Origin of the sequence: Acinetobacter sp. WC-141, assembly GCF_000313935.1 — a bacterium.
Taxonomy (GTDB): Bacteria; Pseudomonadota; Gammaproteobacteria; order Pseudomonadales; family Moraxellaceae; genus Acinetobacter.
The window spans coordinates 43,251-69,022 of the sequence record NZ_AMSS01000050.1 but is presented as its reverse complement, the minus strand read 5'-3'; the positions used below and the strand labels follow the sequence as shown (position 1 = coordinate 69,022).

Here is a 25,772-nt window from a genome sequence, read left to right as displayed (position 1 = left end):
TCTATGAATCTCCCAAATGTTGATATGAATCTTCTTGATCGACCTACTTTAGAGAAAGTTCAAGCTAAAGCACTGGATCATGCACCACGCATCTTATTGTTGTATGGCTCGAATCGTGAACGTTCTTATAGTCGTTTAGCGGTGATGGAAGCAGGACGAATCTTGGAGGAGTTTGGTGCTGAGGTGAAAATTTTTCATCCGAAAGGATTGCCTTTGCCAGAAGATGCCGATACTGAACATCCAAAAGTAAAAGAATTGCATGAACTTTTGGCTTGGTCAGAGGGTATGGTTTGGTGTTCACCTGAGCGTCATGGTTCTATGAGTTCTATTTTTAAATCCCAAATCGACTGGATTCCTTTGGCTGGTGGTGCAATACGTGCGACGCAAGGTAAAACTTTAGCACTTATGCAAGTTAGTGGTGGTTCACAATCTTTTAATAGCGTTAACCAGATGCGTATTTTGGGGCGCTGGATGCGGATGATTACAATCCCGAATCAATCTTCAATTCCTAAAGCCTTTTTAGAGTTTGAAGAAGATGGACGTATGAAAGCATCTTCTTATTACGATCGTATAGTAGATGTGATGGAAGAACTCTATAAGTTTACATTACTTACGCGTGGACAAAGCCTGTATCTAACTGATCGATATTCTGAGCGTAAAGAATCTGCTGAAGAATTATCTAAACGTGTTAACCAGCGTAGTCTGTAATACATTGGAGAGAACTAAATGCAAAGTAGACATTCACGTCTGATAATTCTCGGTTCTGGCCCTGCGGGCTATAGTGCAGCAGTATATGCAGCGCGTGCAAACCTTAAACCTACTTTAATTGCAGGTTTACAGCTTGGCGGCCAACTTACAACAACAACCGAAGTTGACAACTGGCCGGGCGATCCTGAAGGTTTAACAGGTCCTGCATTAATGGATCGTATGCAAGCACATGCTGAACGCTTTGGTACAGAACTCGTCTATGACCATATTAACGAAGTGGACTTAAATGTACGTCCTTTCGTTCTTAAAGGTGATATGGAAGAGTACACATGTGATGCTTTGATTATTGCAACTGGTGCTACAGCTCAATATCTTGGCCTAGAGTCTGAACAAAACTTTATGGGACAAGGCGTAAGCGCATGTGCAACATGTGATGGTTTCTTCTACAAAAACCAAAAAGTAATGGTTGTAGGTGGTGGTAACACTGCTGTTGAAGAAGCACTTTATTTATCAAATATTGCTTCACATGTAACGCTAGTACACCGCCGTGATAGCTTACGTTCTGAAAAGATTTTGCAAGATCATTTATTTGTCAAAGAAAAAGAAGGCAAAATCAGCATTATCTGGAATCACGAAGTTGAAGAAGTATTGGGTGACAATACTGGTGTAACAAGTGTTCGCCTTAAATCAACTCAAGATGAATCTAAGCAAGACGTAGAGGTTCATGGTCTATTCGTTGCAATTGGCTACAAACCAAATACTGGTATGTTTGATGGTCAATTAAACTTACGTGATGGCTATATCCAAGTACAAAGCGGTACTTCTGGTAATGCAACAGCAACCTCTGTAGCTGGTGTTTTTGCTGCTGGTGACGTCGCTGACAGCATTTATCGCCAAGCGATTACTTCTGCTGGATCAGGCTGTATGGCTGCTCTAGATGCTGAAAAATATCTAGATCAATTGAACGATTGAAAAGCTAATTCAATCACTTGAAAATTTTAAGAAATAAGCCCAGTCTGTTTAACAGATTGGGCTTTTGATTTTGTTTATGACAATAAAGAAGGGGGGAGCGATACTTTGTCTCAATTACAAGCTGAAGTAGATGTAGTCATTATTGGTGGTGGACAAGCAGCTCTTGCTACAGCTTATTTTTTAAAACGTAAGAAAATTCCATTTGTGATTTTAGATGACCAAAATCAGGCAGGTGGTGCATGGTTACATGCTTGGGAGTCTTTACGTCTTTTTTCTCCAAATACTTGGAGTTCGTTGTCGGGCTGGATGATGCCAAAAACTGAACAAACTTATCCAACGCGGAATGAGGTGATTCAATACTTATCTGCATACGAACAACGCTATCAATTTCCTGTCATTCGACCTATACATGTTGATCATATTGAGAAAAAAAATGACTGCTTAGATGTATATGCGGGTGATAAATATTGGCGAGCAAAGGCGGTTGTCAGTGCTACAGGTACATGGAGTCAGCCTTATATTCCACATTACGAAGGATTAGAAAGATTTAAAGGAATACAAACCCATTCAGCACATTATGTTAATCCAGAACCTTTTATTAATAAAAAGGTTCTAGTGATAGGAGGAGGTAACTCTGGTGCTCAAATTCTTGCTGAAGTCTCAGAAGTTGCAGACACTATTTGGATCACAGTAACTCCTCCTCAATTTTTATCGGATGATGTTGATGGGCGTGTTTTATTCCTTCGAGCAACAGAACGTTTGAAGGCACAACAGGAGGGACGAATAGTTGATCAACCCATTGGTGGTCTAGGGGATATTGTCATGATTGACAGTGTCAAAGATGCACGTGAACGTGGGGTATTACATAGCAGAGAACCCTTTAAAGCATTTAAAGAACATTCGGTTGTTTGGGAGGATGGTTCAACACAATTGGTCGATGCTGTGATTTGGTGTACAGGTTTCAAAGCTTCCCTAAATCACTTAAGGAGTCTTAGAGTGATAGAACCTAATCAGACTGTTGCTGTCAATGATGGACGTTCAATAAAAATAAACAATCTTTGGCTAGTTGGTTATGGTGAATGGACAGGCATGGCATCGGCAACATTAATCGGAGTTTCTAGAACAGCCAAAGCAGTAGTCGATGAAATAGCTGTTTACTTAGCTATAGATTAAAAATTCTTAAATAAAGGATGGCTGAGGCTATAGAAGGTTTATATATTTTTATATCAAACACTTATGTTTTTTTGGTGGTATTGGTTCTAATTTAGTAAGTGATCAATAACTGGAAAATTTTAACTAGACTCTAGTTGCTTAATATAATTCCCAATAAAACTAGTCTACTGTTTATATACTCTTTCATGAGAAAGGAGGTATCTGAGTACTATAAAAGTTATTATTACTCAGATACCGACAGATTTAATTGAGCTAATTACACTGTAAGCAGAACCAATTACAGAGATGAAATCATGAAGTCTATAGATGAAATAAAAGCTCAAGAGGTATGTGTAGCTATTCTATTAGATAAAAAAGCTACTAATACGCAAGCCAAGATACTTCCTAGTGAAAATATAATCATTGATAGGTTACTTGAGCGTAAAGTTGAGTTACAACATGCTTATAGTGAGTTGTATTCAAAACTAGGGAAATATCATCAAGCCCTCACAAATTTTTTAGATTTGTTAGTAGGAATTACTTCAATGCATAGTCCAGAGGAAGTAATAAAGTCTAGGGCTGCTCAGAAAAAATTGAATGAGATTAATCAGCAAATTTCTATTAAAGCTCATGAATTAGCAGCTCTCCTAGAAACTAGATCCGAGTTAATAAATACTTCTGGCTTTATGACAGATACCCATTATCACATTGGTAATGTAATTCGTGAAGCATCTCAGAATAATCCGTATTTTAGAACATCTTTGCTAGATAAATTAAAGCAACTCCAAGGTCAGTTTGATCTTAAATATTGGCCTCGGTTAGATGATGTAATGAAAGTTATCGCTGAAGATGCAAGAATGGCCGTACCTATTGCTATTGATTCTATTACTGAAGTGGCAACAATAGGTGAGAGAGCTTCCTTAGTTGATTATTTTAGAGCTTTATTTGAAGCTATTGAATGTAATCGTCAGAAAGAATATGGTTTCTTACCTAATGACTTTAAGTTAACAGATAATACAATTGCTACCTTAGCGAATTGCGCCTTAGCTTTAGAGCCAAAAGAAATGATTGATGGCCTATATGTGAAAAATTTTAGAAGTCGTGAGCGCAAACGCATAGGTAGTGACTCCTAATTTTAAATATGTGGACAAGTCTGGATTTGTCCACATACATAAAACAATCTATAGACTACCTATCCCTATAACAGAAAGTATTTTTACTGTTATTTATTATTTAAGATCATTAGAGGTTAGTCAGACTGTAATTCTGTTAGAAAGACCGTGACTAAATTAGGTTTTGAATGAAGGAATTATGGGCAGCTTATGTCAATTCAATATCTAACATATCAAACTTTAAATATTGATTTATTTAATTAAATTTATTCTTTTATTTCAAAAAAATCTAACAAAGACCATATCACTGATAAATATTTAAGCAATTAAAGTAGTTCTCAATAATTAGTTTATGATAATTACCAAAATGGGAATTGAGTTGTATTTTGAAATGGTGTAATTTATTCCCAAATTGGGAATATTTTTAAATGAAGCTTTTAGGTCTTGAAAAAATAACAGTGATTGAGTGTGAGTTTGCTAAAAAATGGCTCATAAGTTGGATCTCTGAAATACGTGATGCTCATTGGCGGGGCGCGGAAGATATTCTGAAACAATTTCCAAAAGTATCTATTTTGGAAAATCAATGTTTCGAATTTTCGATACATAACTCTAAATGGGTTATTTGTCTACAAATCGCGTTTTCTCAAAGAATAGCGATTATTAAAGCTGTAAACATTAAAGGTGCTAACAATGGAATTTAAAGTTATTCGTACAAGAGAGCAGTATCAAGCTTATCTTGACGAAGTGCATTCTTTAATTATGCTAAATCCGGCTATAGGAAGTCCTGAGAGTGATCGGTTGGAATTATTATCGGTTTTAATAGAAGATTATGAAAATAAACAATATCCGATAGAGGCGCCTGATCCTATTGATGCAATTCTATTTAGGATGCATGAGAAAGGGTTAAAACAAGCTGATTTGGCCCCATATTTTGGTACTACTAGTAGAGTTTCTGAAGTTCTTAATCGAAAAAGAGCTTTAACCGTAGATATGATCCGAGCATTATCTGTAGGGTTGGGACTGTCGGTAGAGACATTAATTGGTTTATCAAATTCAAAGAATACATTAGATAAAAATAATATTGATTGGTCTAAATTTCCTGTTAAAGAGATGAAAAATAGGGGGTGGTTAAAAACATTTCTTGCTGATACGGCAGCATCAACTGAGAGTATTATCCAAAAATATATTGCTCAATCAGGGTTACAAATCGGCTCAGCTTCTTTTAAACGAAAGTTGTCTGGTGATGCCCAAACACCTAATACGATGTATGCACTGTATGCGTGGCTAGCTAGAGTCATTCTCCAAGCTAGAGATAAGAAAGATAGTCTAGGAAAATATGACCCTAATTTAATAAATAGTAATTTTTTAAGAGAGTTAGCTCAATTAAGCTGGTTTGAGCATGGGCCAATATTAGCAATTGAATACTTAGAAAAACATGGAATTGCTGTAGTCATTGAGCCTCATCTTAAAGGTACGCATCTTGATGGAGCGGCATTGAAGGACAGTGACGGCACTCCTATTATTGGGCTAAGTTTACGATATGACCGATTGGATAATTTTTGGTTTACGTTACTACATGAATGCGCACATATTTGGAAGCATGTTGATGAAACAGAAGCATTTCTCGATGATTTAGATTCATCAAGTATGGAGGATCGGAGGGAGGCTGAAGCAAATCGATTGGCAAGAGAGGCATTTATACCAAGAGGAGTTTTGAGACGTACAGAGGCATTTATCTCACCAAGTAAAGAATCTATTGAAAAGTTGGCTAAAGAGTTGAGAGTTCATCCAGCAATCATTGCAGGGCGTATTCGAAAAGAGTTGGGAAATTACACCTTATTTTCAGACTTGGTTGGTCAATATCAGGTCAAGGCATTATTAACCAATTCTCATTTATTAAGTGTTGAGGAGTAGAGATGATGAAAATTCCAGAATATGTCCCAATCATGAAAGCGAAGCAAGGTGAATTTGATGCGATAAAACCTATTAGGTCTGAGCAGTTAGAATATCAAATACAGCCAACTTTCCACCCTTTATTTGAAATGCCTAATATTTATAAAGAAGGGGTTTCAAGACTTGTTGATATTAATAGCCGTTGCGAGAAAATAGGGAAATTATGGAGTGGAAATATTGCTTTAGTGGATGGTTATTTTTGGAAACCATCTGAAGCTTTATTGGAGAATGGTGAGCATTTCTTAACCTATACGTATAACAAATTGTTTGCATTAGGAGTAAAGGTAGTTCCTGTAATTGGTTATGACCGTTGGTTTGATCAAATGAGCAGTCTTTATCATCAAACAATGAAAAATTTAAATTATCCAGAGGCTCCTTATTTTTGTATTAGATTAGATGGTGAGGCAATGTATGATATTGATGAACCTGATTTTTTCAAAGAACAACTAGAATCAATTATTTCTGATTTAAAATTAGCAGAAAATAATTGTTCTATATTATTAGATTTTGGGGATGTAAGTGTCAATCGTATAACAATTGAACAGATGCTAAGCAAGTCTAGAGACTTTTTAGAAGTATTAACTGAATATGATTTTAAATACATTTCTATCAGTGGAGCTTCATATCCTTCAAGCGTTGCAGAAGCCATTGAAGATCATGATACGGATGGTCCAGTACTTCGAAAAGAAATGGTTGTATGGCAGACTTTAAGAAACATGTTCCCTAATGTTAAATTGAAGTTTGCAGATCATGGAGCAAGACATCCAGCTCCAGAAAAGCAGATTATTAATCAACATACGAATGGAAAAATTATCTACACTATAGATAAAAATTACTATGTCGTAAGAGGCCATCCATTTTCTAGAGATGGTGGAAGTCACGGGCATAGAAAGCAGCTAGCAATGAGATTAATTAATTCTATCTATTATGAAGATGTAAGCTTTAGTTGGGGAGACAATAAAATCTTTGAATGTGCGCACGGTATTAATAATTTTATAGGAAATCCTACGCAATGGGTTGCAATTGATACGAGCCACCACATTCGGTATGTCTTAGAGGAAATAGGATCTTTTGAGCTAGCTTATCAAAAATAGATCAAATAAAAATCCAGCCATTCATAAATGGGCTGGATTTTTAAATTATTTTTCAGTAATTAAATTTTTACACTAAATTTACACCATAAATTTTATTTTTGTTTCTAAGTTTTTAATAATAAATGATATTTTATTTTAGTTGATCCTATCCATCATGGGTGCGACAGAAATACGAGGTTGTAACGATTGAAGTGATTGCATAACCAATAGCCCAAAAGTCGCTAAATTAATGAAAGGGCAGCATTATACGAGGTTTATGCTTGAATCGACAGGGGCATTTAACCGAGTAATTTATAACCACCCTTGGGTTGGATATAGGGAGATGATTTATAACAAGTTAGCTTATTGGGAAACCATTTTCTTTTTTTGTAAGATCGCATCAAACATACTAAATAAAATACAAAGAACAACTAACCCAATACCTGCAAGGCAAGTCATAGTCCAGCCACCATGGTTCCACGCAAAAATTCCTAATGCCGAACCACCTGCACCTCCAATAAAGTAAGTCGTCATATAAATGGCATTAATACGAGATTTTGCATCTGGTCGTAAACGGAAAATAATACTCTGGTTACTGGTGTGTACGAGCGCGAGTGCTAATTGAATTAAAGCAAAACCAATAATATAAGCAGAGAGTAGAGTTTGCCCATAATAGAAACAAGCCCAGCTCACCAAGAATAATCCACAGCCCATCCATGTGAGCAAGCCCGTATGTCCTCGATCTGCATATTTACCAATGTAGCGCGTTGATAAGGCCCCAAAAATCCCGACTAAAGGCACCAGTCCAATAAACAGGTCAGGTAAGTGATGTGCTGAGGTTAAGAGTAAAGCGATAGTAGAATATAAGATACTTACTGCTGCAAAGGCGAAAGCACCAGTAAGCGCTCTTAATAATAATCGCTTTTCCTCTTTTAAAAGTTGAGCCATGGAACCAAAGATCTGTCCATAGTTCATTTTCATACGCAAGACATAAGGTAGGCGACTTTTTAAGGTATATGCCAACAGAAGCATTAATATACCGCTTACGACATAAACCACTTTCCAGTGGAAAAGATTAGAAAATAAACCCGCTAGACTGGTTGAGAGTAAAATCCCGACCAATAAGCCGCTCATTAAGAAGCCAATGATCTCACCAGTTTTTTCAGGTTTTACAGTCATTGTAGCAAGTGGAATCAACACTTGAGCTGCAACCGAAAACAAACCCGCTAAAATTGTACCGATCCATAGCATGGGTAAGTTAACAGCAAAAGCAGAAGTAAATAGGCCGACGGCACAAAGCACCATCAAAAAAGGAATAGCCTTGGCTTTATTGACGATATCTCCCATTGGGACAATGAAGAGCAGTCCGAGGGCATACGACACCTGTGCAAATGTCACCGTTAAAGCTGCTTGTGCTTGAGTTACAGCAAAATCTTGCTGAATCGAGTGAATCAGGGGCTGACAATAATAATTCACACCTGCACATAAACCACATGCTGCTGCCATCAACCAAAGCAAAGGTTTATTTTGACTGATATCTTCAGGGGTAGACATGATGTTCTCTCGATTTTATTAGGTGTATGCGGTTGCTTCGACTTCAATGAGCATATGCTCTAATGCAAGGCGTGGTACAGGAATGAGTGTACAGGCTGGAAAAGGATGATTTTTCCATAAACTTTGCATAACTTTAATTAAAATTTGATGTTTTTCGACCGAATGGTCAACCACCAAAACTCTTAATACGGCAATGTTGCTAAGCTCTGCATTTGCAGCGATTAAAACATGTTGAATGTTATCAAAAACCTGAGTGGCTTGTTCTTTAAAATTTGGACCTAATTCACCTTTTGAGTTTTCGCCTCCTTGACCTGCAATATGAATAATCTTTTTAAAATTTTCTACCACAGCAACATGACTATAAGCATTTGGGGTAGGGTCATATAAAGTGGATGGATTTATTATTTTAAAAGTTTTTTGAATCATGGAACTCAACCGTTCAGTAAAATTTAGATGAGTATCCAACCTCAACTTAAGTTGAGGTCAAGAAAATTTAATGTTTTAGTCTTTTCTTTCTGAGTGTAATCATCATCACACCAATAATGTTGAGAAGACAACCGACCCATTGCCACATATTTAAATGCTCATTTAAAAAAGCAACGGCAAGCAAAATCGTTAAAACGGGTCCGATTGAAGCAATCATTGCCGATTGAGAGGCTCCAAGTCTTTCAATACTTTGCATGAGCATAACGGTAGGCAAGACGGTAACTAAGAAGCCTAAACCAACCCCATACCAAATCACACTCGAAGGTAGTTGTAATAGTAGTTGAATAGGTTGAGGTGTGCTGAGTGCATAGTGCGTTAGTGTACCGATACAAGCCACAGTTAAAGCTAAACCTGTGAAATTCCAAGAACCAAATTTCTTAATTAATGGTGGGGTTAGTAATAAATAGCCTGCAAAAGCCACCGCACTTGCAAAGACCAAACTTGTTCCTAGCCAAAAGTTGCCCTGAATTGGTGCGTTGTTGTGCTCTTGAAGCATGACCAAAACGGTTCCACCATAACTAAGAAAAATGGCACATAAACTTTTTGCATCTAATTTTTGTTTGTATAACAAGCTTGAGACTATGACTGTAAGCGTGGGATATAAAAATAGAATAATTCGTTCTAGAGAGGCACTAATAAACATAAGACCCGTAAAATCGAGCCAACTGGCAAAGTAGTAGCCTAATAGACCAGCAAAAATTAAAATTAGCCAATCCTTCTTTTTTATGCCCTGATTATGATGCCTGTTAAACCAACAAATTAATAGAAAGAACGGTAAAGCGCTTAACATGCGTAAAGCCATCAGGACGGTACCGTCTACTAATGGAGAAAGGGCATAAGTCTGTTTAATAAAGATTGCTTTTGTACTGAATAGAAAAGCAGAGCAAAGAGCAAAAAAAGACCCGATTTGAAACGAAGATAAAGAAATTTTCATATACAAGACTGTATAAGAGAGACTGTTGTCTGCAAAAAAAGAAAAAGCTTCCTATGTTACACCTCAAATCAAACAACGTGAATCATCAGTTCAAAATATGGGTATTTATTAAATAAATATTGGGTGGTATTTTAAAAAAGTTCAATTAGAATCCAAATTCTGTACAAAGAATACACATGGGGGAAACATTGCAGCTTGCAATGTTTTTGACAATGAGAAATTAGCTTGAGGAACGCTCATGCAGATCGGAATCCCAACCGAAACTGTCGTCGGTGAAAATCGTGTAGCTGCTACGCCAGAGACAGTAAAGAAGTTGATTAGCGCTGGTCATAGCGTTGTGATTGAACGTGGTGCTGGTGAAAAGGCCGCGTACATTGACAGTGCTTATGAACAGGTCGGTGCAACCATTACGGATGATGCCTATACAGGTAGTCAAATTATTTTGAAAGTTCGTGCGCCACAAGGCGGGGAAATTCAAAAACTTGCAGCAAATACTGCTGTTGTAGCCATGTTTGATCCTTATCGTAATACCGAGCTAGATCAGTTTGCGAGTCAGCAAGTTTCTGCTTTTGCTCTGGAATTGCTTCCTCGTACGCTTTCTCGTGCGCAGAATATGGACGTATTGTCTTCGCAGGCAAACCTTTCTGGTTATAAATCAGTTTTGCTTGCTGCTGCTGAATATCAGCGTATGTTCCCAATGCTTATGACTGCTGCCGGTACTGTAAAACCTGCGCGTGTTGTGATTATGGGTGTGGGCGTTGCAGGTCTTCAGGCAATTGCAACCGCAAAACGTTTAGGTGCAATTGTTGAAGCGACCGATTTACGTCCTACTGCAAAAGATCAGGTTGAATCTTTAGGTGGTAAGTGGTTAGACGTACCAATGTCTGAAGAAGAACAACAACGTGCAGCAGATGCCGCTAAAAATGGTTATGGATGGATGCCAGGTGAGCAATATATCAAAGACCAAGCCGCGATTGTTGATAAAGCGGTTTCTAACGCTGACATCGTGATTACTACTGCGTTGTTGCCAGGCCGTGATGCTCCACGTCTGATTAAGGCTGAGACTGTTGCCAAGATGAAACCGGGTTCTGTCATTTTAGATATGGCTGTTGAAACCGGTGGTAACGTTGAAGGCTCTAAAGTAGGCGAGACTGTTTTTACAGAAAATGGCGTGAAAATTTTGGGTATTCCAAATATTCCGGCAACTGTAGCGACAGAAGCTTCTGCGCTATATGCACGTAACGTTTTCAATTTCGTAGAGACTTTATTCGACAAAGAGAAAAACTTTGCGATTAATCAGGAAGACGAAATCCAAAAAGCCCTATTGGTCACTCATGGCGGTCAAGTACTGCTTAAGCGTGGTTAAGGAGATTTCTCATGGTTGAAACTATTACAATTTTCGTCCTTGCCATCTTCGTAGGTTATTACGTAGTTTGGGGTGTTACACCAGCTTTACATACGCCACTTATGGCTGTAACCAATGCGTTGTCATCTATTATTGTGGTGGGTGCGATGTTGCAAACTGTGGGTCTACCTATTTTGGGTGTAGATGCTAACGTTGCATTTCAAAGTGTGAATGTGGTGAGCGTACTGGGTGCGATTGCAGTATTTTTGGCAAGCATTAATATTTTCGGTGGCTTTGCAGTAACTGCACGCATGCTGGAAATGTTCAAGCCTAAGCAAAAGAAATAAGAGGGCTTTGACATGGAATTTATTCAAGCAAATGCAAACTGGTTGTACCTTGTTGGCGCAATCCTCTTTATCTTGACGCTTCGTGGCTTGTCTGGCCCTAAAACAGCAATTCAAGGTAACCGTTACGGTATGATCGCGATGGCGATTGCAGTTGTAACGACTTTCTTTGTTGCGAATAACCCAGTGATCTGGATGATTGTTGGTGCAATGGTGTTGGGCGCAATCGTAGGTATTGCACGTGCTCGTACTGTACCAATGACGCAAATGCCGGAAACTGTTGCGCTTATGCACTCTTTAGTTGGTTTGGCTGCTGTTTTAATTGCAATTGCTGCGATTTTACACAACAACCAATTAACTGAATTGTTTGCTCAAAATGAGGCGGCTTTAACGGCAGCTGGTGTGCAACATGTGCATATGAGCAAAGTTCACTTATTTGAATTGTTCGTAGGTTGTTTCGTTGGTGCGATTACCTTTACTGCGTCTGTGTTTGCGTATGGTAAATTGGCTGCGAAAAAATGGGCTAAAACAATTTCTGGTGCATGGGTTAAGCCTGTTCAAGCGCTTATCTTTATTGCGATGTTGGCTTGTGGTTTTTACTTCTTCACGACTGGCAACATGACTGCTTTCTGGGCAATGACAGCTCTTGCGCTTGCATTTGGCTGGGTATGGATTGCACCAGTCGGTGGTGGTGATATGCCTGTAGTGGTATCGCTTCTTAACTCATTCTCGGGTTGGGCTGCGGCAGGTATTGGTTTTACCCTTGAAAATAACATGTTGATCGTTGCGGGTTCTCTCGTAGGTTCATCTGGTGCGATTCTGTCGTACATCATGTGTAAAGCAATGAATCGTTCGATCATCAACGTATTGTTTGGTGGTGCAATGGGGGGTGCAGCGGTTGCTACTGCTGCTAAAGGTGAGCAAGTTCAGCGTAACCATCGTTCTGGTTCTGCTGATGATGCTGGCTTCTTGATGTCAAATGCTGACAGCGTTGTGATTGTACCTGGTTATGGTATGGCGCAAGGTCGTGCACAAAATGCTGTAAAAGAGTTATGTGAAATTCTAAAAGAGCAAGGTGTTCGCGTTCGTTTCGCAATCCATCCTGTTGCTGGTCGTATGCCTGGTCACATGAACGTATTGCTTGCTGAAGCAGACGTAGCATATGAAGACATCTTGGAAATGGATGAGATTAACTCAGACTTCCCAGCAACAGATGTTGTGCTTGTAATTGGTGCAAACGACGTAGTTAACCCTGCTGCAAAAGATGATCCAAGCTCACCAATCTATGGTATGCCAATTCTTGAAGCTCATAAAGCGCGTACAATCATGGTGATTAAGCGTTCTATGGCAACAGGTTACGCGGGTTTAGACAACGATTTGTTCTATAACGAAAAAACAATGATGATCTTTGGTGATGCGAAGAAAGTTGTGGAAGATATGACTAAAGCAATCAATGGTGGCGGTCACTAATCTGACCTTAATCAGGATTGTAAAAGCCACCCTCGGGTGGCTTTTTTATTGGCTTATTTGTTTAAAGGAATTTGTCTACAAGGTCTATTGACTGTTGGTAGAGGTCGCGTGCCAGTTGCTGGTTTTTGGCGTGTGAAGATTTCCAGTCTGGCATATGCGCACTGACATATTCGCCATTACGATTCTGCCACGCATCTCCGATAGCCATTTCTGTAATGAGCTTTGCTGGCACTGAAGTTGGCACTAAGCCTAATTTCATCGCTGCATAAACTGGTTTTGGTAATTCACGATAAATGTCAGAAGCAACACCGCCAGGGTGTAATGCATTGTTGGTAATAGAACTACTTGCTAGTTGCTCTGCTAACGCGTTGCTGAACAATAAATTCGCAAGCTTTGATTGTCCGTAATAGAACAGGGGATTGTAAAAACCTTCTGCACGAAACTTGTTGGGTTTAATTGAGCCCACCCAGTGAGCAATAGACGCAAGATGGATAATACGTGCTTTTGGAGACTGCTGTAAAACTGGAAGTAGTTTTTGAGTTAGTAAAAAGTGACCTAAATAATTAACACCAAATTGCTGCTCAAAACCATCCACAGTCAGTTGTTTGGTTTTAGCAAATAACCCTGCATTGTTAATGAGTACATCAAGGCTGCCATAGCGGTCAGCAATTTCATCTGCTGCTTTTTGGGTTAACTCAAGGCTGTTTAAATCGAGCGAAACTAAATCGACTTGTCCTTGGTTAAGGGTGCGTAATTTGTTTTGTGCATCTTGTGCTTTTTCTGGATTTCGGCACGCTAAAATAACATGTTGCCCTTGTTTAATGAGTTGCTCTGCTGTGGCGAAACCAATACCTGTGTTGGCGCCTGTAATTAATATCTTCACTTTCTGTGCTCCGGTTATGCTATTTATTGGTGGGGACTTCAAGAGTTTGTATATTGCTGTAAAACTGACAATTTGTCATGTCAAATTTAGAAGTGGGTGATGACTGGCTATTTGCAGTAGGTGTTAAAGTATTTAGGTAAGAGGGGAAAGTTATTTAAGAGTTATTAACATGACTTTTAGATAAACAAAAAAGCGGCTCAAAAGAGCCGCTTTTTTTAAAAGCAAAATTTTAAGCAACCGACTCTGGAGCGGTACGCCATAAGCTTTCTAAATCATAGAATTTACGAGCTGTTGGTAGCATCACATGTACTACAACAAAGCCAAGATCAATCAAGATCCATTCTGCATCTCGTTCACCTTCAACGCCAATCGGGCGGAAACCGGCTTTTCGAGCTTCTTCTGCAACATTGTCTGCGAGTGCCTTCACATGACGAGTAGAAGTACCGCTCGCAATTACAATAGCATCAGCGACATTGCTAATTGAGCTAACATCTAACTGGAGAATATCTTTTGCTTTTACATCAACTAAAGCGTCGTGGACGACTTTGAGACAAGTTTGTACGTCTTTATTTGAAGCATTCATTGCGAAATCGTGAGAATTAGACACGCTGGGCGATGGTTCTAAATTCATATAGGGTATATTTTCCTGACAATTACTCACTATCTAATATAGTGGTTTTTGAACTAAATTTCAAACAGAACTCGTAACAGTTTATATATTTACATCATCTGAAAAATACTTTTTCTTCCAAGTAAATGACTGATTTGAAGAATTTTCAGGTTTATATTCTGCTGCAATATAGTTTTGATAAGTGCTTTGCTTTAACCAAGAAAAAATTTGTTCATAAGGAATTTGGGCTGTATCTGGCTCATGACGACCCGGACAGTCCGCAAACTGAATATGTCCAATTAAGTTAATATTCTCTTGCAAACCCTCAAATACATCTTCGCCCATCATTGCCATGTGATAGCAGTCATATTGCATTTTTAGAGCAGGATGATTAACCGCTTCAAGCATCTCTTGTGCTTGCGCAATGTTCTGCACTAAAAAACGTGGCATATCTGTACCGTTAATCATTTCAAAAACGGGTTCTATCTCATGTTCACTAAGCAAGTTACAGGCAAATTTTAAATTAGCTGCTAAAGTTTTTAAACAAGGAAGTAAATCGGCATCTAGAGGTTGTTTACCCGCTAAAATATTAACACGAGGGACCTTTAAAGCAGTGGCATAGCTAATGGCTAATTCTAAAGCTTCATAAAAAGCTGTTTCTTGCCCAGGTATGCCTGCTAAACCATTCCCACCTTGCATCAGATCACCAGCAGGCACATTGATTAGACAGAGACTAAGATTGTAGCGTTCGAGTTGAGTTTGAATGTCGGAAATAGCCAATTCATAAGGGAATTGAATTTCTACATATTCAAAGCCCTGTGCATGGGCCAGAGCAAAGCGTTCAATTAAAGGAACTTCGGTAAAAATCATGGATAAATTGACTGCAAGGCGACCCATACTCAAACTCCGTTTATTTTTGCTCTATTAATTGAATCATAGTAGCTAAATCTTTCTCAGCAAAGCCATTTTTTTGGTGAGTTTGTAGCTGTAATAGAGCTTTTTGTGCAACTGGGATGTCTAAATTAACATTGTTAGCCAATGTTACTGCGTTGTTAAGATCCTTAGATAATGTTTGAACTTTCCACTGAACTGGCTCAAAGGTATGAGTTGCCATACGTGGAGTAAGAATTTGAAAGGGTTTGGAGTCCGCAAATCCGCCTGCTAAAGCTGGAGCGAGTAAAGTCGTATCTACACCCGCTCGGTCTGCAAGCGCGACAGCCTCTGCAATAAGGGCGCTGTTGGCTGCAACGATCAGTTGATTACAAATTTTGGTGGCTTGGCCTGTTCCTGTGTCGCCCATTCGGGTCACGCGTTGGGATAGAACATTATAAATAGATGTTAGGTCTGTAATCGTTTGAGCATCACCGCCTGCAAAAATGACAAGTGTGCCTTGTTCTGCTCCCGCTGTTCCACCTGATACAGGTGAGTCAATCCAGGTGACGTCATGGCTAGCAGCTGCTTGAGCAAGTGTTTTTGTTGCAGCAACAGATAAGCTTGAAAAATCAACAATAACCTGTCTAGCTTTTAAGTTAGGCTGGATTTGCTCAAATACAGCTTGTACGGCTTTATCATCTGCTAGGCAGGTTAAGATAACTGGATATTCACCAATCTTTGAAAGTTCTAAAGGTTGTGCACCGATGTCAATCAGTTCTTCACATGCAGAGAAGGTTCGATTCCAAACCGCAACTTGAAAGCCGGCTTGAATAAGGCGGGTTGCCATCCGACTTCCCATAAGGCCCATACCTAAAAAAGCAATAGGGGTGTTGCGATCAAAATTCATAATCTAAGCTCTTATTTATATTGGCGTGGTAAAAAATTAACTTCCGGGTGTTTGTCTTTTTTACGAGCAAGTTTGCTATTTTTACCAAGTAATAATTTAAGTTGCCAGATTTTTTCTAAGCGTAATGATTTTTCTGGTTGATGTTCCATTGCATCAAGGACGCGTTTTGCCGCTGTGAGGGCATCAGGTGAGCGCTGCAACATTTCAGAGGCAATCTCATGTGCTCGCTCTAGAGGAGAGTCACTTAAATGAGTCACAAGACCAATTTCTTTTGCATAATTTCCATCAAAAACACGGGCAGTTAAGGTGAGTTCTTTTGCAAGATCAACGCTAATTAAGCCTTTTAATGAGCGAGTAAGTCCCATATCAGGGACTAAACCCCAACGGCTTTCCATAATCGACATTTTAGTTTCTGGGTGAGAAATTCGGATGTCGGAAGCCAAGGCGAGTTGCATACCCGCGCCGAAACAATATCCTTCCAATGCAGCAATAACTGGTACAGGTAAATTCTGCCAAGTTAAAAATGCTTTTTGAAAAAGGCTTTGTCCAGGTTTTACAAGTTCCCAAATGGCAAAAGCAGAGTTTTTGGGGTTGTTAAGGTCAGATAAATCAATGCCGGCACTAAAAACATTCCCTTCGCCTGTCAAAATAACACAGCGAATATCTCTTTCTTTTTTAATTGCTTTTGCAGTGGAAACTAACTCTTTTAATAAGGCAAAACTCATCGCATTGCGTTTGTCTGGACGGTTTAAATATACCGTTGCAATGCCATTATTTTTTTCAATACGTAAGAGTGCCATGAGATTCCCGCTTCTTTTTTTATAGATGAACGGAGCATAACATGGCTGTAATTTGGAAACATGACAGCTCAGTCATGCCTATTTGTTAGATATGTTAGTCAGGTATTACCAAGATCTGGTGAGCAGCACTTTCTACCTCTTTAACGACCAGACCTAATTCATCAAAGCGCTGCATAACCTCTTCAATAAAGCTTTCATCTGCTACACGGCGTTCTTTACGTAGCGTTGAAATAAATTGCTCAAAGTCACCCGTCACTTGTTGTAGTTTCGGGGCGCCTACATAGCGAGTAGCACCATACAGGCGATGTAAAACATGCTCAAGTTGAGGGAAGTCTTCAAGCTCAATGAGTTGCTGCATTTCATCTAGCTCAGTTGGGAAACTATCAACTAACATTTTAAGTAGATCTTGCGCTAAGTCTTCTTTATTTGCTGCGAGCTGCAAACTTTGTTGCCAATTTAAAATTTGTGGGTCTAACGCTTCTGCGACTACATGGTGGTCTTTATCTAAGGCTTTTGCTGTAAAGTTATTTTTAGTCCATTGCGTTAAGATCTGGATGATTTGTTCCATTTGAATTGGTTTGGTGACATAGTCATTCATACCAACTTTAAGAAGCTTTTGCTTTTCATCTGCAAGGGCGTGGGCAGTTAACGCAATAATTGGAAGCTGCATTTCCCCATCTAAAGTCGACTCTAAAGAACGGATCGCACGAGTTGTATCAATGCCTGACATAACAGGCATTTGAATATCCATAAACACCAAATCAAATGGTTTGAGTTTCTGATCAATTCGCTCTTGGATCAGGTTAAGAGCTTCTTGACCACTGAGTGCTTTAGTTGTTTTAACGTTTAGTTCACCTAACAAAGCTTCTAAAACAATTAAGTTGGGTAAATGGTCATCTACTGCCAGAATGTGCAAACCCTGACCATTGAAGTCTTGTTGTTCCTCTTCAAAAATAGGTTGATCATTTAATAGTTGAATGAGTCCACTTCGGCTTAATGGTTGATATAGAGGGCGAGCACGGTATTCACTGAGCATGTTTGGCTCAAGTGTCATTTGATAGCCATAGACGGCTAAATTGCCTTGATAACGGCTACGAATTTCTTTTAATAACGCTTCTGTATCACCACTATGATCAACAATGAGCCATGTATTATCTTTCTGATCAAGATGTTTTAAACGACTAAACAGGTCCAGAATCGATTGTGTTTCGATATGAGACACATGGTAGTTTTCAAGGTAGTAACGTAAAACACTTGCTGTAGCAGGATGCGCAAGATAAGACACCACTTGTAAATGCTCAAAGTGTGGATGTTCGATTTCATAATCTTCATCTACCACAAATTGTGCAGTAAACCAGAAAGTTGAGCCTTTTTCTGTGGGTGCACGTTCCTGATTATCTTCAAAGCCAATTTGACCATGCATGAGATGAACAAGCTGTTTAGAGATGGCAAGACCTAGACCAGTACCGCCAAATTGACGTGTAACGGATGCATCACCTTGCGAGAATGATTCAAATAATTTTTTACGATCTGTACCACTTAAGCCAATACCACTGTCTTGAACACTAAAATGAAGCAGACATTGTCCAATATCATCATGTTCCATACGAACACGAACAATAATTTCTCCGTCTGGAGTGAACTTGATTGCATTAGAAATTAAGTTGGTCAGAATTTGTTTGAAACGTAAAGCATCACCAATAACTTCTTGTGGAATGTTATCCGCATAATAAAAAGCCATGGCGATATGTTTTTGAGCAGCCAATGGAGACAGCATATCCATGACATCAAAGATGGCTTCTTCTAAATCAAAAGGTGCTGTTTCAAGTTCTAACTTACCCGCATCAATTTTTGAGAAATCTAATACATCGTTAATTAATGCCAATAAATGGGCAGATGACTTGCGAATGGTTTGTAGATAAAGATTCTGTTCGTTATTTAAATTTTGTTGACGAAGTAATAAATGAATAAAGCCATCAATACTGTTGAGAGGTGTTCGAAGCTCATGACTGATATTGGCAAGGAAAACAGACTTCGCTTGGTTTGATGAAATCGCTTGGTCACGTGCTTGACGATAGGTAATGTTTTGGACTTCTAGGGTATCTAATGTTCTGCGTAAGTCTTCTTCTGTTTGTTCAGTGTGTTCTTTTAACTCTAAAAAACTAAAGTGCAATCGCTTAACAACATTTGCAATATCACGCTGTAGTAGGCGGAGCTCGCCTGTACTGTTAATCACGAGGTGTTGGTCTAAAGTATCAGCATTTAAACGTTGTAACTGCATGCGAATTTCATACATCGGCGCAATCCAGCGACGAGAATAAAAATTCAAGCAAAGTAAAAGTAACAGTAAGGTCATTAACCCAGTAATGACGAGAGCAATCATAATGCGATAACGTGCCAGCTCGAGAGGCTGGTTATCCATTTCAATGACTAGCCAGACTGGCGCTTTTCCTGGGGTATTGCTAATTTGCAGTCCATAAATATTGTTGCGGTTATAAGAAATTGGACCAAAAAAATTATTACTACTAGGAAAACTAGGCCAATAACGATTATCACGATAACCAATACTTAAATAAGTTTGTCCGTTGTTATCGATGAGTACCGCACGTCTTAGATTTTTTTCGCTAAACATGCTTTGCATGATGTGCTGGGCATGATCGTATTCATCGGGCTCTAGTTCGACTAGCGTATACAAATCTTTCGCAATTTGATTGTAGCGAGCTAAAATTGCTGAGGCATGATGTAGCTGTTGTTGTTTTACCGAATGGGATGTTTCAGTTAAAACCAGAAAAGCACCGACCCCTGTTAAAATCATAATCGGCACAAAGATGAGAGCAATCAATTGCCCATATGCATGATTTAGACGTAAGCGTTTCGATAAGGTTTTATTGAAATTAAACATGGCTACATCAGATTTATCTCTCTGTACGGCATCTTATCACGCTTTATTTTAAAACAGACGGCATTTTATAAATGACCGAGCTTTAATCTCTTTCATGAAAAAGCATATTGAAATGGGTGCAGTGCCGAGCATTTTTTCATACAATAGGCCCACCTCGATATAGGTGTTGATCATGAGTAATACACAACCTGATTTTTTAGCCGACGAATTTTTGTTAGATCACTATGTAGGTAAGACACCTCTAGTTCGTTTGCAGCGATTAGCTTCTCATACGCAAGCGACAGTTTTAGCAAAATTAGAAGGTAATAATCCGGCAGGTTCTGTAAAAGACCGTCCCGCATATAACATGATTATGCAGGCAGAAAAACGTGGTCAAATTAAGCCAGGAGATACATTGATTGAGGCAACCAGTGGGAACACGGGTATTGCTTTGGCAATGGTTGCTGCAATGCGTGGCTATAAAATGAAATTAATCATGCCGGGGAATTCAAGTCAGGAACGTAAGGATGCTATGCGTGCTTATGGGGCAGAATTGATTGAAGCGCCAAATATGGAAGCTGCACGAGATATGGCATTGCAAATGCAAGCTGAAGGTCTAGGCTTGGTCCTCAATCAGTTTGGCAATCCAGATAATGTCGAAGCTCATTATTTAACAACTGGCCCTGAAATTTGGAAGCAAACGGGTGGAAAGATTACCCATTTTGTGAGCTCAATGGGTACAACCGGTACCATTATGGGTATTTCAAAATATTTAAAAGAACAAAACCCAGATATTCAAATTATTGGTTTACAGCCTTCTGAAGGTTCAAATATTGCTGGGATTCGTCGTTGGCCACAAGAATATTTACCTACGATTTTCGATCCAAAGCGTGTTGATCAAATTATGGATATTCCGCAAATTGAAGCGGAAAAAATGGCTCGCCGTTTAGCACGTCAGGAAGGAATTAGTGCAGGTACATCTTCTGGTGGTGCGGTGTGGGCTTCAGTAAAAATTGCAGAAGAAAATCCAGATGCTGTTATTGTTTGCATTATCTGTGACCGTGGCGACCGCTACTTGTCTACAGGACTGTTTTCAGTACAGGACGATAACTCATAATTGAGAGAAATAATGCGTTTCCCTACCTTAGTTTTTGATATTGAAACTTTAACTGATTTAAAAGCGGGAGCGCATTTATATCATCTTGATTTACCAGAGGCTGATGTAGAGCAAGCATTGACTAAACTGCGCCGTCAAGAATCAGGCATGGATTTCCAGCGCTTACCTTTGCATGAAATTGTTTGTATTTCTGGCCTATGGATTGATGAATCTGGTTTCAGATTATTCTCTTTTAGTCGGGAACAATATTCTGAAGCTGAGATTTTGCAGAAGTTCTTGTCAATTTTTGATAAGCGTCATCCGACTTTAGTAAGTTGGAATGGTTCGCAATTTGACTTACCCGTTATTCTATTTCGCGCGATGTATCATGGCCTTTCTGCACCGGGCCTATTTGATCAAGGCGAAATTGATAGCCAGAAGCGTTTTAATAATTACCAAAACCGTTATCACCATCGCCACATTGATTTAATGGATGTGATGGCAATGTTTAACGGACGTAATTTTCAGAAGCTCGATGATATTGCCTGCATTTTAGGTTTGCCGGGGAAACGCGGTGAGTCGGGTTATCATGTGCCGGAATATGTTCATACACAGCAGTGGTTAAAACTGACCAGTTATTGTGAAGGAGATGTACTGAATACATGGTTTATCTATATACGTTGGTTGCTATTAAAAGGGCAATTAACTGTAGATGAGCATAATGATTGGGTAAACTCTAGTATTGATTATTTGAAAAATATTCCTCAGCAAGCAGATTTTCTTGAAGTATGGGAACGTACCTCGAAACATACTGAATTTACTTCACACTATTTTAATCCTTTAGATTTTTAGGTTCATTCTTTGAAACAACAAGCCAAATCTCGCAAGCCCCAACAACCTGAATATATTTTTCAAGTTGAAACACTTTCTCATGAGGGGCGGGGAATTGCGCATTATGGTTCTCATCCTGATCATCCAGCAGATAAGCATGGCAAGAAAGTTTTTATTCGTTATGCATTGCCCGGAGAAACTGTAAAGGCTCAGATTACCCATCAAGCGAAGCGTCTTGAAGAAGCAGAGATGGTGCAGTTATTAGGAGAGCCTTCAACTCATCGTATAGATGCAATTTGTCCTCATTATGGTATTTGCGGTGGCTGTAGCATGCAGCATATTCATCCTGATGAACAAATTCGTTTAAAAGAAAGTGTGCTTCAATCGCATTTACAGCATTTTGCAGGTATTCAACCTGAACAGTGGTTAGAGCCGATTCGATCTTTACAAAGTGATTATCGTCGTCGTGCACGAATCGGTGTGCGCTATTTGCCTAAACCAGATCGCTTAATTATGGGGTTTCGTGAACATCATAGTAATCGCTTAACTTCTATCCATAGCTGTAGTGTTTTGGATAAAAATTTATCAAATAGTTTGCCTGAGCTGCGTATTTTACTCCAAAGTCTAAAAGGCAAAGCGCATATTGGTCATGTAGAATTAGCAAAAGGTGATCATGAAATTTCTTTATTGGTTCGTCATGTAGAAAAATTAAACAATTCTGATGTCAACCAATTAAAGCAATTTGCGTTAGACAAGGGGTGGCAGTTGTATTTGCAACCTAAGGGGCCTGAAAGCATTCATCGTATTGATGATGAAAAAGGCGCTTTACGTTTACATTATGCTTTAGAGAGGTTTAATGTAAATTTTGCTTTTTCGCCATTGGATTTTACTCAGGTCAATGCCACAGTAAATGAACAAATGGTCCAATTGGCATGTGAATTGCTTCAATTGCAACCGGGTGAAAAAGTACTTGATCTATTTTGTGGATTAGGCAATTTTTCGCTCCCGTTAGCTCGATGTGTTGGTGAGAGTGGTCAGGTTGTTGGTGTGGAAGGGAGTGAAGAAATGGTGAAGCGCGCAACAGCTAATGCAAAAAGCAATAGTTTGGTGCAAGCAACCTTCTTTACACAAGATTTAACAAAAGATTTTTCGCATCATTCTTGGGCAAATCAAGGATTTGATGCATTATTAATTGATCCTCCTCGTGCTGGTGCATATGAAATTATGCAATATGTATCAAATTTTGGAGCAAAAAGAATCGTTTATGTATCATGTAATCCAGCTACACTGGCAAGGGATGCGGGTGTTTTGGTCCAATATGGTTACCAGTTAAAAAAAGCAGCGGTGATGGACATGTTTACGCATACAGAACATGTTGAATCCATTGCACTATTTGAAAAAATTCAAGAGATAAACGATTAAAAACATGAGTTACATATTGAGGAGAATGGTATGGTCACAGTACGTGAACAGTTACCTGAACAACTAACTGAGTTGTCCGAGGAAACGACTGTAGAGCATGCCGCCGAAACGCAAATCGGTTTAGCCTCATGGTTGGATCGGGTGCGTGAAATATTAGATGGGGCGAAGCTTGAACAGCTTGAAAAGGTTGCGAATGAGACCCTGCAAAAAGAGTTAGACTCAACGGTTAATCATCGCTCCAATACTTTTGCTACAGGCGTTGGAATGGCCGACATTCTAGCGCATCTCCATGTAGATGAAGATACTTTATCGGCAGCAATGCTCTATCGTAGTGTTCGTGAGGACATTACTGATATAGAAGAAGTAAAACAGAAATTCGGAGAGCAGGTCTATAACCTTGTCAAAGGCGCTTTGGCAATGGGTAAACTCTCGGAACTTATTGAGAAAAATAAGCGGTTAGAAGACCACTTTAATAACAATCAACGAGAACATTTAAGTGGCATTTATAAAATGCTGATTTCGGTCACCGAAGATGTTCGTGTTGTTTTAATTAAACTTGCTGAACGTACCTATTCTTTACGAGAGCTGGCAAATTCCTCTCGTGAACGTCAAGAACGCGTAGCACGTGAAATTCTTACTATTTATTCGCCATTGGCGCATCGACTCGGTATTGCCCAGCTTAAATGGGAACTTGAAGATTTAGCTTTCCGTTATTTGGCTCCAGACCGTTATAAAGAAATTGCTTCATTACTGAATGAAAAACGTTTAGAGCGTGAACATTATATTCAGTTCGTCATTGACCGTTTAAAAAATGAGTTGGCGTCTTACGGAATTGAGGCAGAAATTACAGGTCGAGCAAAACACATTTATTCGATTTATCGAAAAATGAAAAGCAAAAACCTGAGTTTTGATCAGCTTTATGATATTCGTGCCTTACGTGTATTGGTGAATAGTGTTCCTGAGTGTTATCACTCTTTAGGTATCGTTCATCAAATCTGGCGTCATATTCCGCATCAGTTTGATGACTATATTACCAACCCAAAAGCAAATGGCTATCGATCTTTGCATACTGCTGTAATTGCCGAGAATAAATCGCTTGAAGTACAAATTCGTACTCATGAGATGCACGACGAAGCAGAGTTAGGTGTATGTTCGCACTTTAACTATAAAGAAGGTTCGAAGAATACTGACCATTCCTTTAATCATCGTTTGCATTCATTGCGTGCTGTTCTAGAACACTACCAAGAACGCAATGAAACGACGGTACATCAAAACGAAGATGAAACAGAAGGCTTTGAACAGTTACAAGACTTTGAAGGCTTTGAAAAGATTTATGTTTTCAGTCGTGATGGTGACATTAAGGAATTGCCACGTGGCTCAACAGTTTTAGATTTTGCTTATCATGTGCATACGGAAGTAGGAAATAAATGTTACGCAGCGCGAGTTAACCAGCGTTATGTGCCACTTACCTATACTTTAAAAACGGGTGAGCAGGTTGAGATTTTAACTAAAAAAGATCGTGATCCAAACCGAGATTGGTTGGTGAATTCTTTAGGTTATATTAAAACCTCTCGTGCCCGTGACAAGCTACGCCATTGGTTCAGACAACAAGACCGTAGTAAAAATCTTGAAGTAGGCCGTGAGCTTCTTAATAAAGAGTTAGCTCGTCTAGCGATTCATCCAAAAAGTATCGACCTAAACGATTATTCATCACATTTTAACGTGAAAACGGGTGATGATATTTTGGTGAGTCTGGTAAGCGGTGATATTAGCTTACATGCCTTAATTAATCAGGTGAATCGTCAAATGCATCTAGATCAGGATGAACCTGAACTAGTGCTTAAACCAGCATTAAATCCACGTGCTAGCCATACGTTATCGGCCCACGGAATTTTAATTGATGGTTTAGACAATGTAGAGCTGCATATCGCGCAGTGCTGTCAGCCCGTACATGGTGAGTCAATCGCTGGATATATTACTTTGAATCGTGGTGTTAGCATCCATAAAGTCATTTGTTCAGACTATCAGCGTATGATTAAGCAAGAACCAGAGCGTGCTGTTGAAGCCGATTGGGAAATGCAGCCAACACGTGGTCAAAGCGTTCAAATTGTGGTGGAAGCTTATGATCGTCGTGGTCTGCTTAAAGACTTAACTCAAGTGATTTTCTCTGACCAAATCAATATTCGTCAGGTCAATACAATTTCTGAAGCAGATGGTATTGCGAATATGAAATTGTTAATTGAGGTTAAAGGTTTAGCCCAGCTTTCTCGTTTGTTGGCACGCTTAGAGCAGCAGCCGGGAATCATTAGTGCGCGACGCATGATTCAAGGTGTTTAACCAAATTGAGTAAAAAAAGGCTGTCAAAT

23 protein-coding genes are annotated in these 25,772 nt (G+C 39.1%); 14 read left to right on the top strand and 9 right to left on the bottom strand.

Annotation, left to right across the window (positions count from 1 at the left end; genetic code table 11):
- Nucleotides 1-3: 3 nt before the first annotated feature.
- From arsH to ACINWC141_RS09940, 7 genes are all read left to right on the top strand, one after another.
- Entirely contained in the window at nt 4-708 is a 705-nt protein-coding gene (gene arsH, locus ACINWC141_RS09970; protein WP_001052988.1) for an arsenical resistance protein ArsH, read from the top strand.
- Nucleotides 709-726: 18 nt separating this feature from the next.
- A complete protein-coding gene (gene trxB / locus ACINWC141_RS09965; RefSeq protein ID WP_001191833.1) occupies nt 727-1,680 on the top strand; it encodes a thioredoxin-disulfide reductase in 954 nt (317 codons plus the stop codon).
- Nucleotides 1,681-1,785: 105 nt separating this feature from the next.
- The gene (locus ACINWC141_RS09960; RefSeq protein WP_000080830.1) at nt 1,786-2,853 is read left to right on the top strand and encodes an ArsO family NAD(P)H-dependent flavin-containing monooxygenase; all 1,068 of its coding nucleotides are present in this window, start codon (nt 1,786-1,788) and stop codon (nt 2,851-2,853) included.
- A gap of 293 nt (nt 2,854-3,146) precedes the next feature.
- Nucleotides 3,147-3,965, top strand: coding sequence for a hypothetical protein (locus ACINWC141_RS09955; RefSeq protein ID WP_000835372.1), 819 nt, complete (start codon nt 3,147-3,149; stop codon nt 3,963-3,965).
- A 407-nt stretch (nt 3,966-4,372) separates the two neighbouring features.
- Nucleotides 4,373-4,645 carry a type II toxin-antitoxin system HigB family toxin gene (locus tag ACINWC141_RS09950; protein ID WP_000770669.1) on the top strand — a complete coding sequence of 91 codons (273 nt, stop codon included), beginning with the start codon at nt 4,373-4,375 and terminating at the stop codon, nt 4,643-4,645.
- On the top strand, nt 4,635-5,858 hold the full coding sequence (locus tag ACINWC141_RS09945) for an ImmA/IrrE family metallo-endopeptidase (RefSeq protein WP_000394712.1): 1,224 nt from the start codon (nt 4,635-4,637) through the stop codon (nt 5,856-5,858). Before ACINWC141_RS09950 ends, ACINWC141_RS09945 begins: the two co-directional genes overlap by 11 nt.
- Before the next feature lie 2 nt (nt 5,859-5,860).
- Nucleotides 5,861-6,991: a beta family protein gene (locus ACINWC141_RS09940; protein WP_000975797.1), complete on the top strand. Its 1,131-nt coding sequence runs from the start codon at nt 5,861-5,863 to the stop codon at nt 6,989-6,991.
- Between the two features lie 342 nt (nt 6,992-7,333).
- Here the strand turns inward: ACINWC141_RS09940 and ACINWC141_RS09935 are convergent, their stop codons facing one another.
- The 3 genes from ACINWC141_RS09935 to ACINWC141_RS09925 all read right to left on the bottom strand — a co-directional run bounded on the left by ACINWC141_RS09935 (nt 7,334) and on the right by ACINWC141_RS09925 (nt 9,944).
- Entirely contained in the window at nt 7,334-8,524 is a 1,191-nt protein-coding gene (locus ACINWC141_RS09935; RefSeq protein ID WP_009390793.1) for an MFS transporter, read from the bottom strand.
- An 18-nt stretch (nt 8,525-8,542) separates the two neighbouring features.
- On the bottom strand, nt 8,543-8,950 hold the full coding sequence (locus ACINWC141_RS09930) for a RidA family protein (protein ID WP_009390685.1): 408 nt from the start codon (nt 8,948-8,950) through the stop codon (nt 8,543-8,545).
- Nucleotides 8,951-9,017: 67 nt separating this feature from the next.
- Nucleotides 9,018-9,944 carry a DMT family transporter gene (locus tag ACINWC141_RS09925; RefSeq protein WP_009390867.1) on the bottom strand — a complete coding sequence of 309 codons (927 nt, stop codon included), beginning with the start codon at nt 9,942-9,944 and terminating at the stop codon, nt 9,018-9,020.
- Between the two features lie 238 nt (nt 9,945-10,182).
- Between ACINWC141_RS09925 and ACINWC141_RS09920 the strand changes: the two genes are divergently transcribed.
- Genes ACINWC141_RS09920 through ACINWC141_RS09910 form a run of 3 tightly spaced genes read left to right on the top strand, consistent with a single transcriptional unit; the run spans nt 10,183 to nt 13,103 of the window.
- Nucleotides 10,183-11,310, top strand: coding sequence for a Re/Si-specific NAD(P)(+) transhydrogenase subunit alpha (locus tag ACINWC141_RS09920; RefSeq protein ID WP_009390849.1), 1,128 nt, complete (start codon nt 10,183-10,185; stop codon nt 11,308-11,310).
- A gap of 11 nt (nt 11,311-11,321) precedes the next feature.
- Nucleotides 11,322-11,636 (top strand): proton-translocating transhydrogenase family protein, encoded by a 315-nt coding sequence (locus ACINWC141_RS09915; protein WP_003654992.1) that lies wholly within the window; start codon nt 11,322-11,324, stop codon nt 11,634-11,636.
- Between the two features lie 12 nt (nt 11,637-11,648).
- Nucleotides 11,649-13,103, top strand: coding sequence for an NAD(P)(+) transhydrogenase (Re/Si-specific) subunit beta (locus ACINWC141_RS09910; protein ID WP_004794591.1), 1,455 nt, complete (start codon nt 11,649-11,651; stop codon nt 13,101-13,103).
- Between the two features lie 61 nt (nt 13,104-13,164).
- Here ACINWC141_RS09910 and ACINWC141_RS09905 read toward each other — a convergent pair whose 3' ends face one another.
- The 6 genes from ACINWC141_RS09905 to ACINWC141_RS09880 form a co-directional block, all read right to left on the bottom strand.
- Nucleotides 13,165-13,986 (bottom strand): SDR family NAD(P)-dependent oxidoreductase, encoded by an 822-nt coding sequence (locus tag ACINWC141_RS09905; RefSeq protein ID WP_009390894.1) that lies wholly within the window; start codon nt 13,984-13,986, stop codon nt 13,165-13,167.
- A 229-nt stretch (nt 13,987-14,215) separates the two neighbouring features.
- A complete protein-coding gene (rsfS, locus tag ACINWC141_RS09900; protein WP_034678192.1) occupies nt 14,216-14,617 on the bottom strand; it encodes a ribosome silencing factor in 402 nt (133 codons plus the stop codon).
- A gap of 81 nt (nt 14,618-14,698) precedes the next feature.
- Entirely contained in the window at nt 14,699-15,493 is a 795-nt protein-coding gene (locus ACINWC141_RS09895) for a hydroxypyruvate isomerase family protein (RefSeq protein ID WP_009390676.1), read from the bottom strand.
- A gap of 13 nt (nt 15,494-15,506) precedes the next feature.
- Nucleotides 15,507-16,376: an NAD(P)-dependent oxidoreductase gene (locus ACINWC141_RS09890; RefSeq protein WP_009390890.1), complete on the bottom strand. Its 870-nt coding sequence runs from the start codon at nt 16,374-16,376 to the stop codon at nt 15,507-15,509.
- Nucleotides 16,377-16,387: 11 nt separating this feature from the next.
- The gene (locus ACINWC141_RS09885) at nt 16,388-17,176 is read right to left on the bottom strand and encodes a crotonase/enoyl-CoA hydratase family protein (RefSeq protein ID WP_009390805.1); all 789 of its coding nucleotides are present in this window, start codon (nt 17,174-17,176) and stop codon (nt 16,388-16,390) included.
- A 94-nt stretch (nt 17,177-17,270) separates the two neighbouring features.
- Nucleotides 17,271-20,078 (bottom strand): GacS-like sensor histidine kinase, encoded by a 2,808-nt coding sequence (locus ACINWC141_RS09880; RefSeq protein WP_009390709.1) that lies wholly within the window; start codon nt 20,076-20,078, stop codon nt 17,271-17,273.
- 172 nt (nt 20,079-20,250) lie between these two features.
- On the opposite strand from ACINWC141_RS09880, the gene cysM reads away from it, so the two are divergent.
- From cysM to ACINWC141_RS09860, 4 genes are read left to right on the top strand one after another with little or no spacing between them, the layout of a single operon-like run.
- Entirely contained in the window at nt 20,251-21,174 is a 924-nt protein-coding gene (gene cysM / locus ACINWC141_RS09875) for a cysteine synthase CysM (RefSeq protein WP_009390787.1), read from the top strand.
- 12 nt (nt 21,175-21,186) lie between these two features.
- On the top strand, nt 21,187-22,005 hold the full coding sequence (locus tag ACINWC141_RS09870; RefSeq protein ID WP_009390725.1) for a 3'-5' exonuclease: 819 nt from the start codon (nt 21,187-21,189) through the stop codon (nt 22,003-22,005).
- A gap of 9 nt (nt 22,006-22,014) precedes the next feature.
- Nucleotides 22,015-23,406: a 23S rRNA (uracil(1939)-C(5))-methyltransferase RlmD gene (gene rlmD / locus ACINWC141_RS09865; RefSeq protein ID WP_009390869.1), complete on the top strand. Its 1,392-nt coding sequence runs from the start codon at nt 22,015-22,017 to the stop codon at nt 23,404-23,406.
- Between the two features lie 30 nt (nt 23,407-23,436).
- Nucleotides 23,437-25,743, top strand: coding sequence for a RelA/SpoT family protein (locus ACINWC141_RS09860; protein WP_009390684.1), 2,307 nt, complete (start codon nt 23,437-23,439; stop codon nt 25,741-25,743).
- Nucleotides 25,744-25,772: the final 29 nt, after the last annotated feature.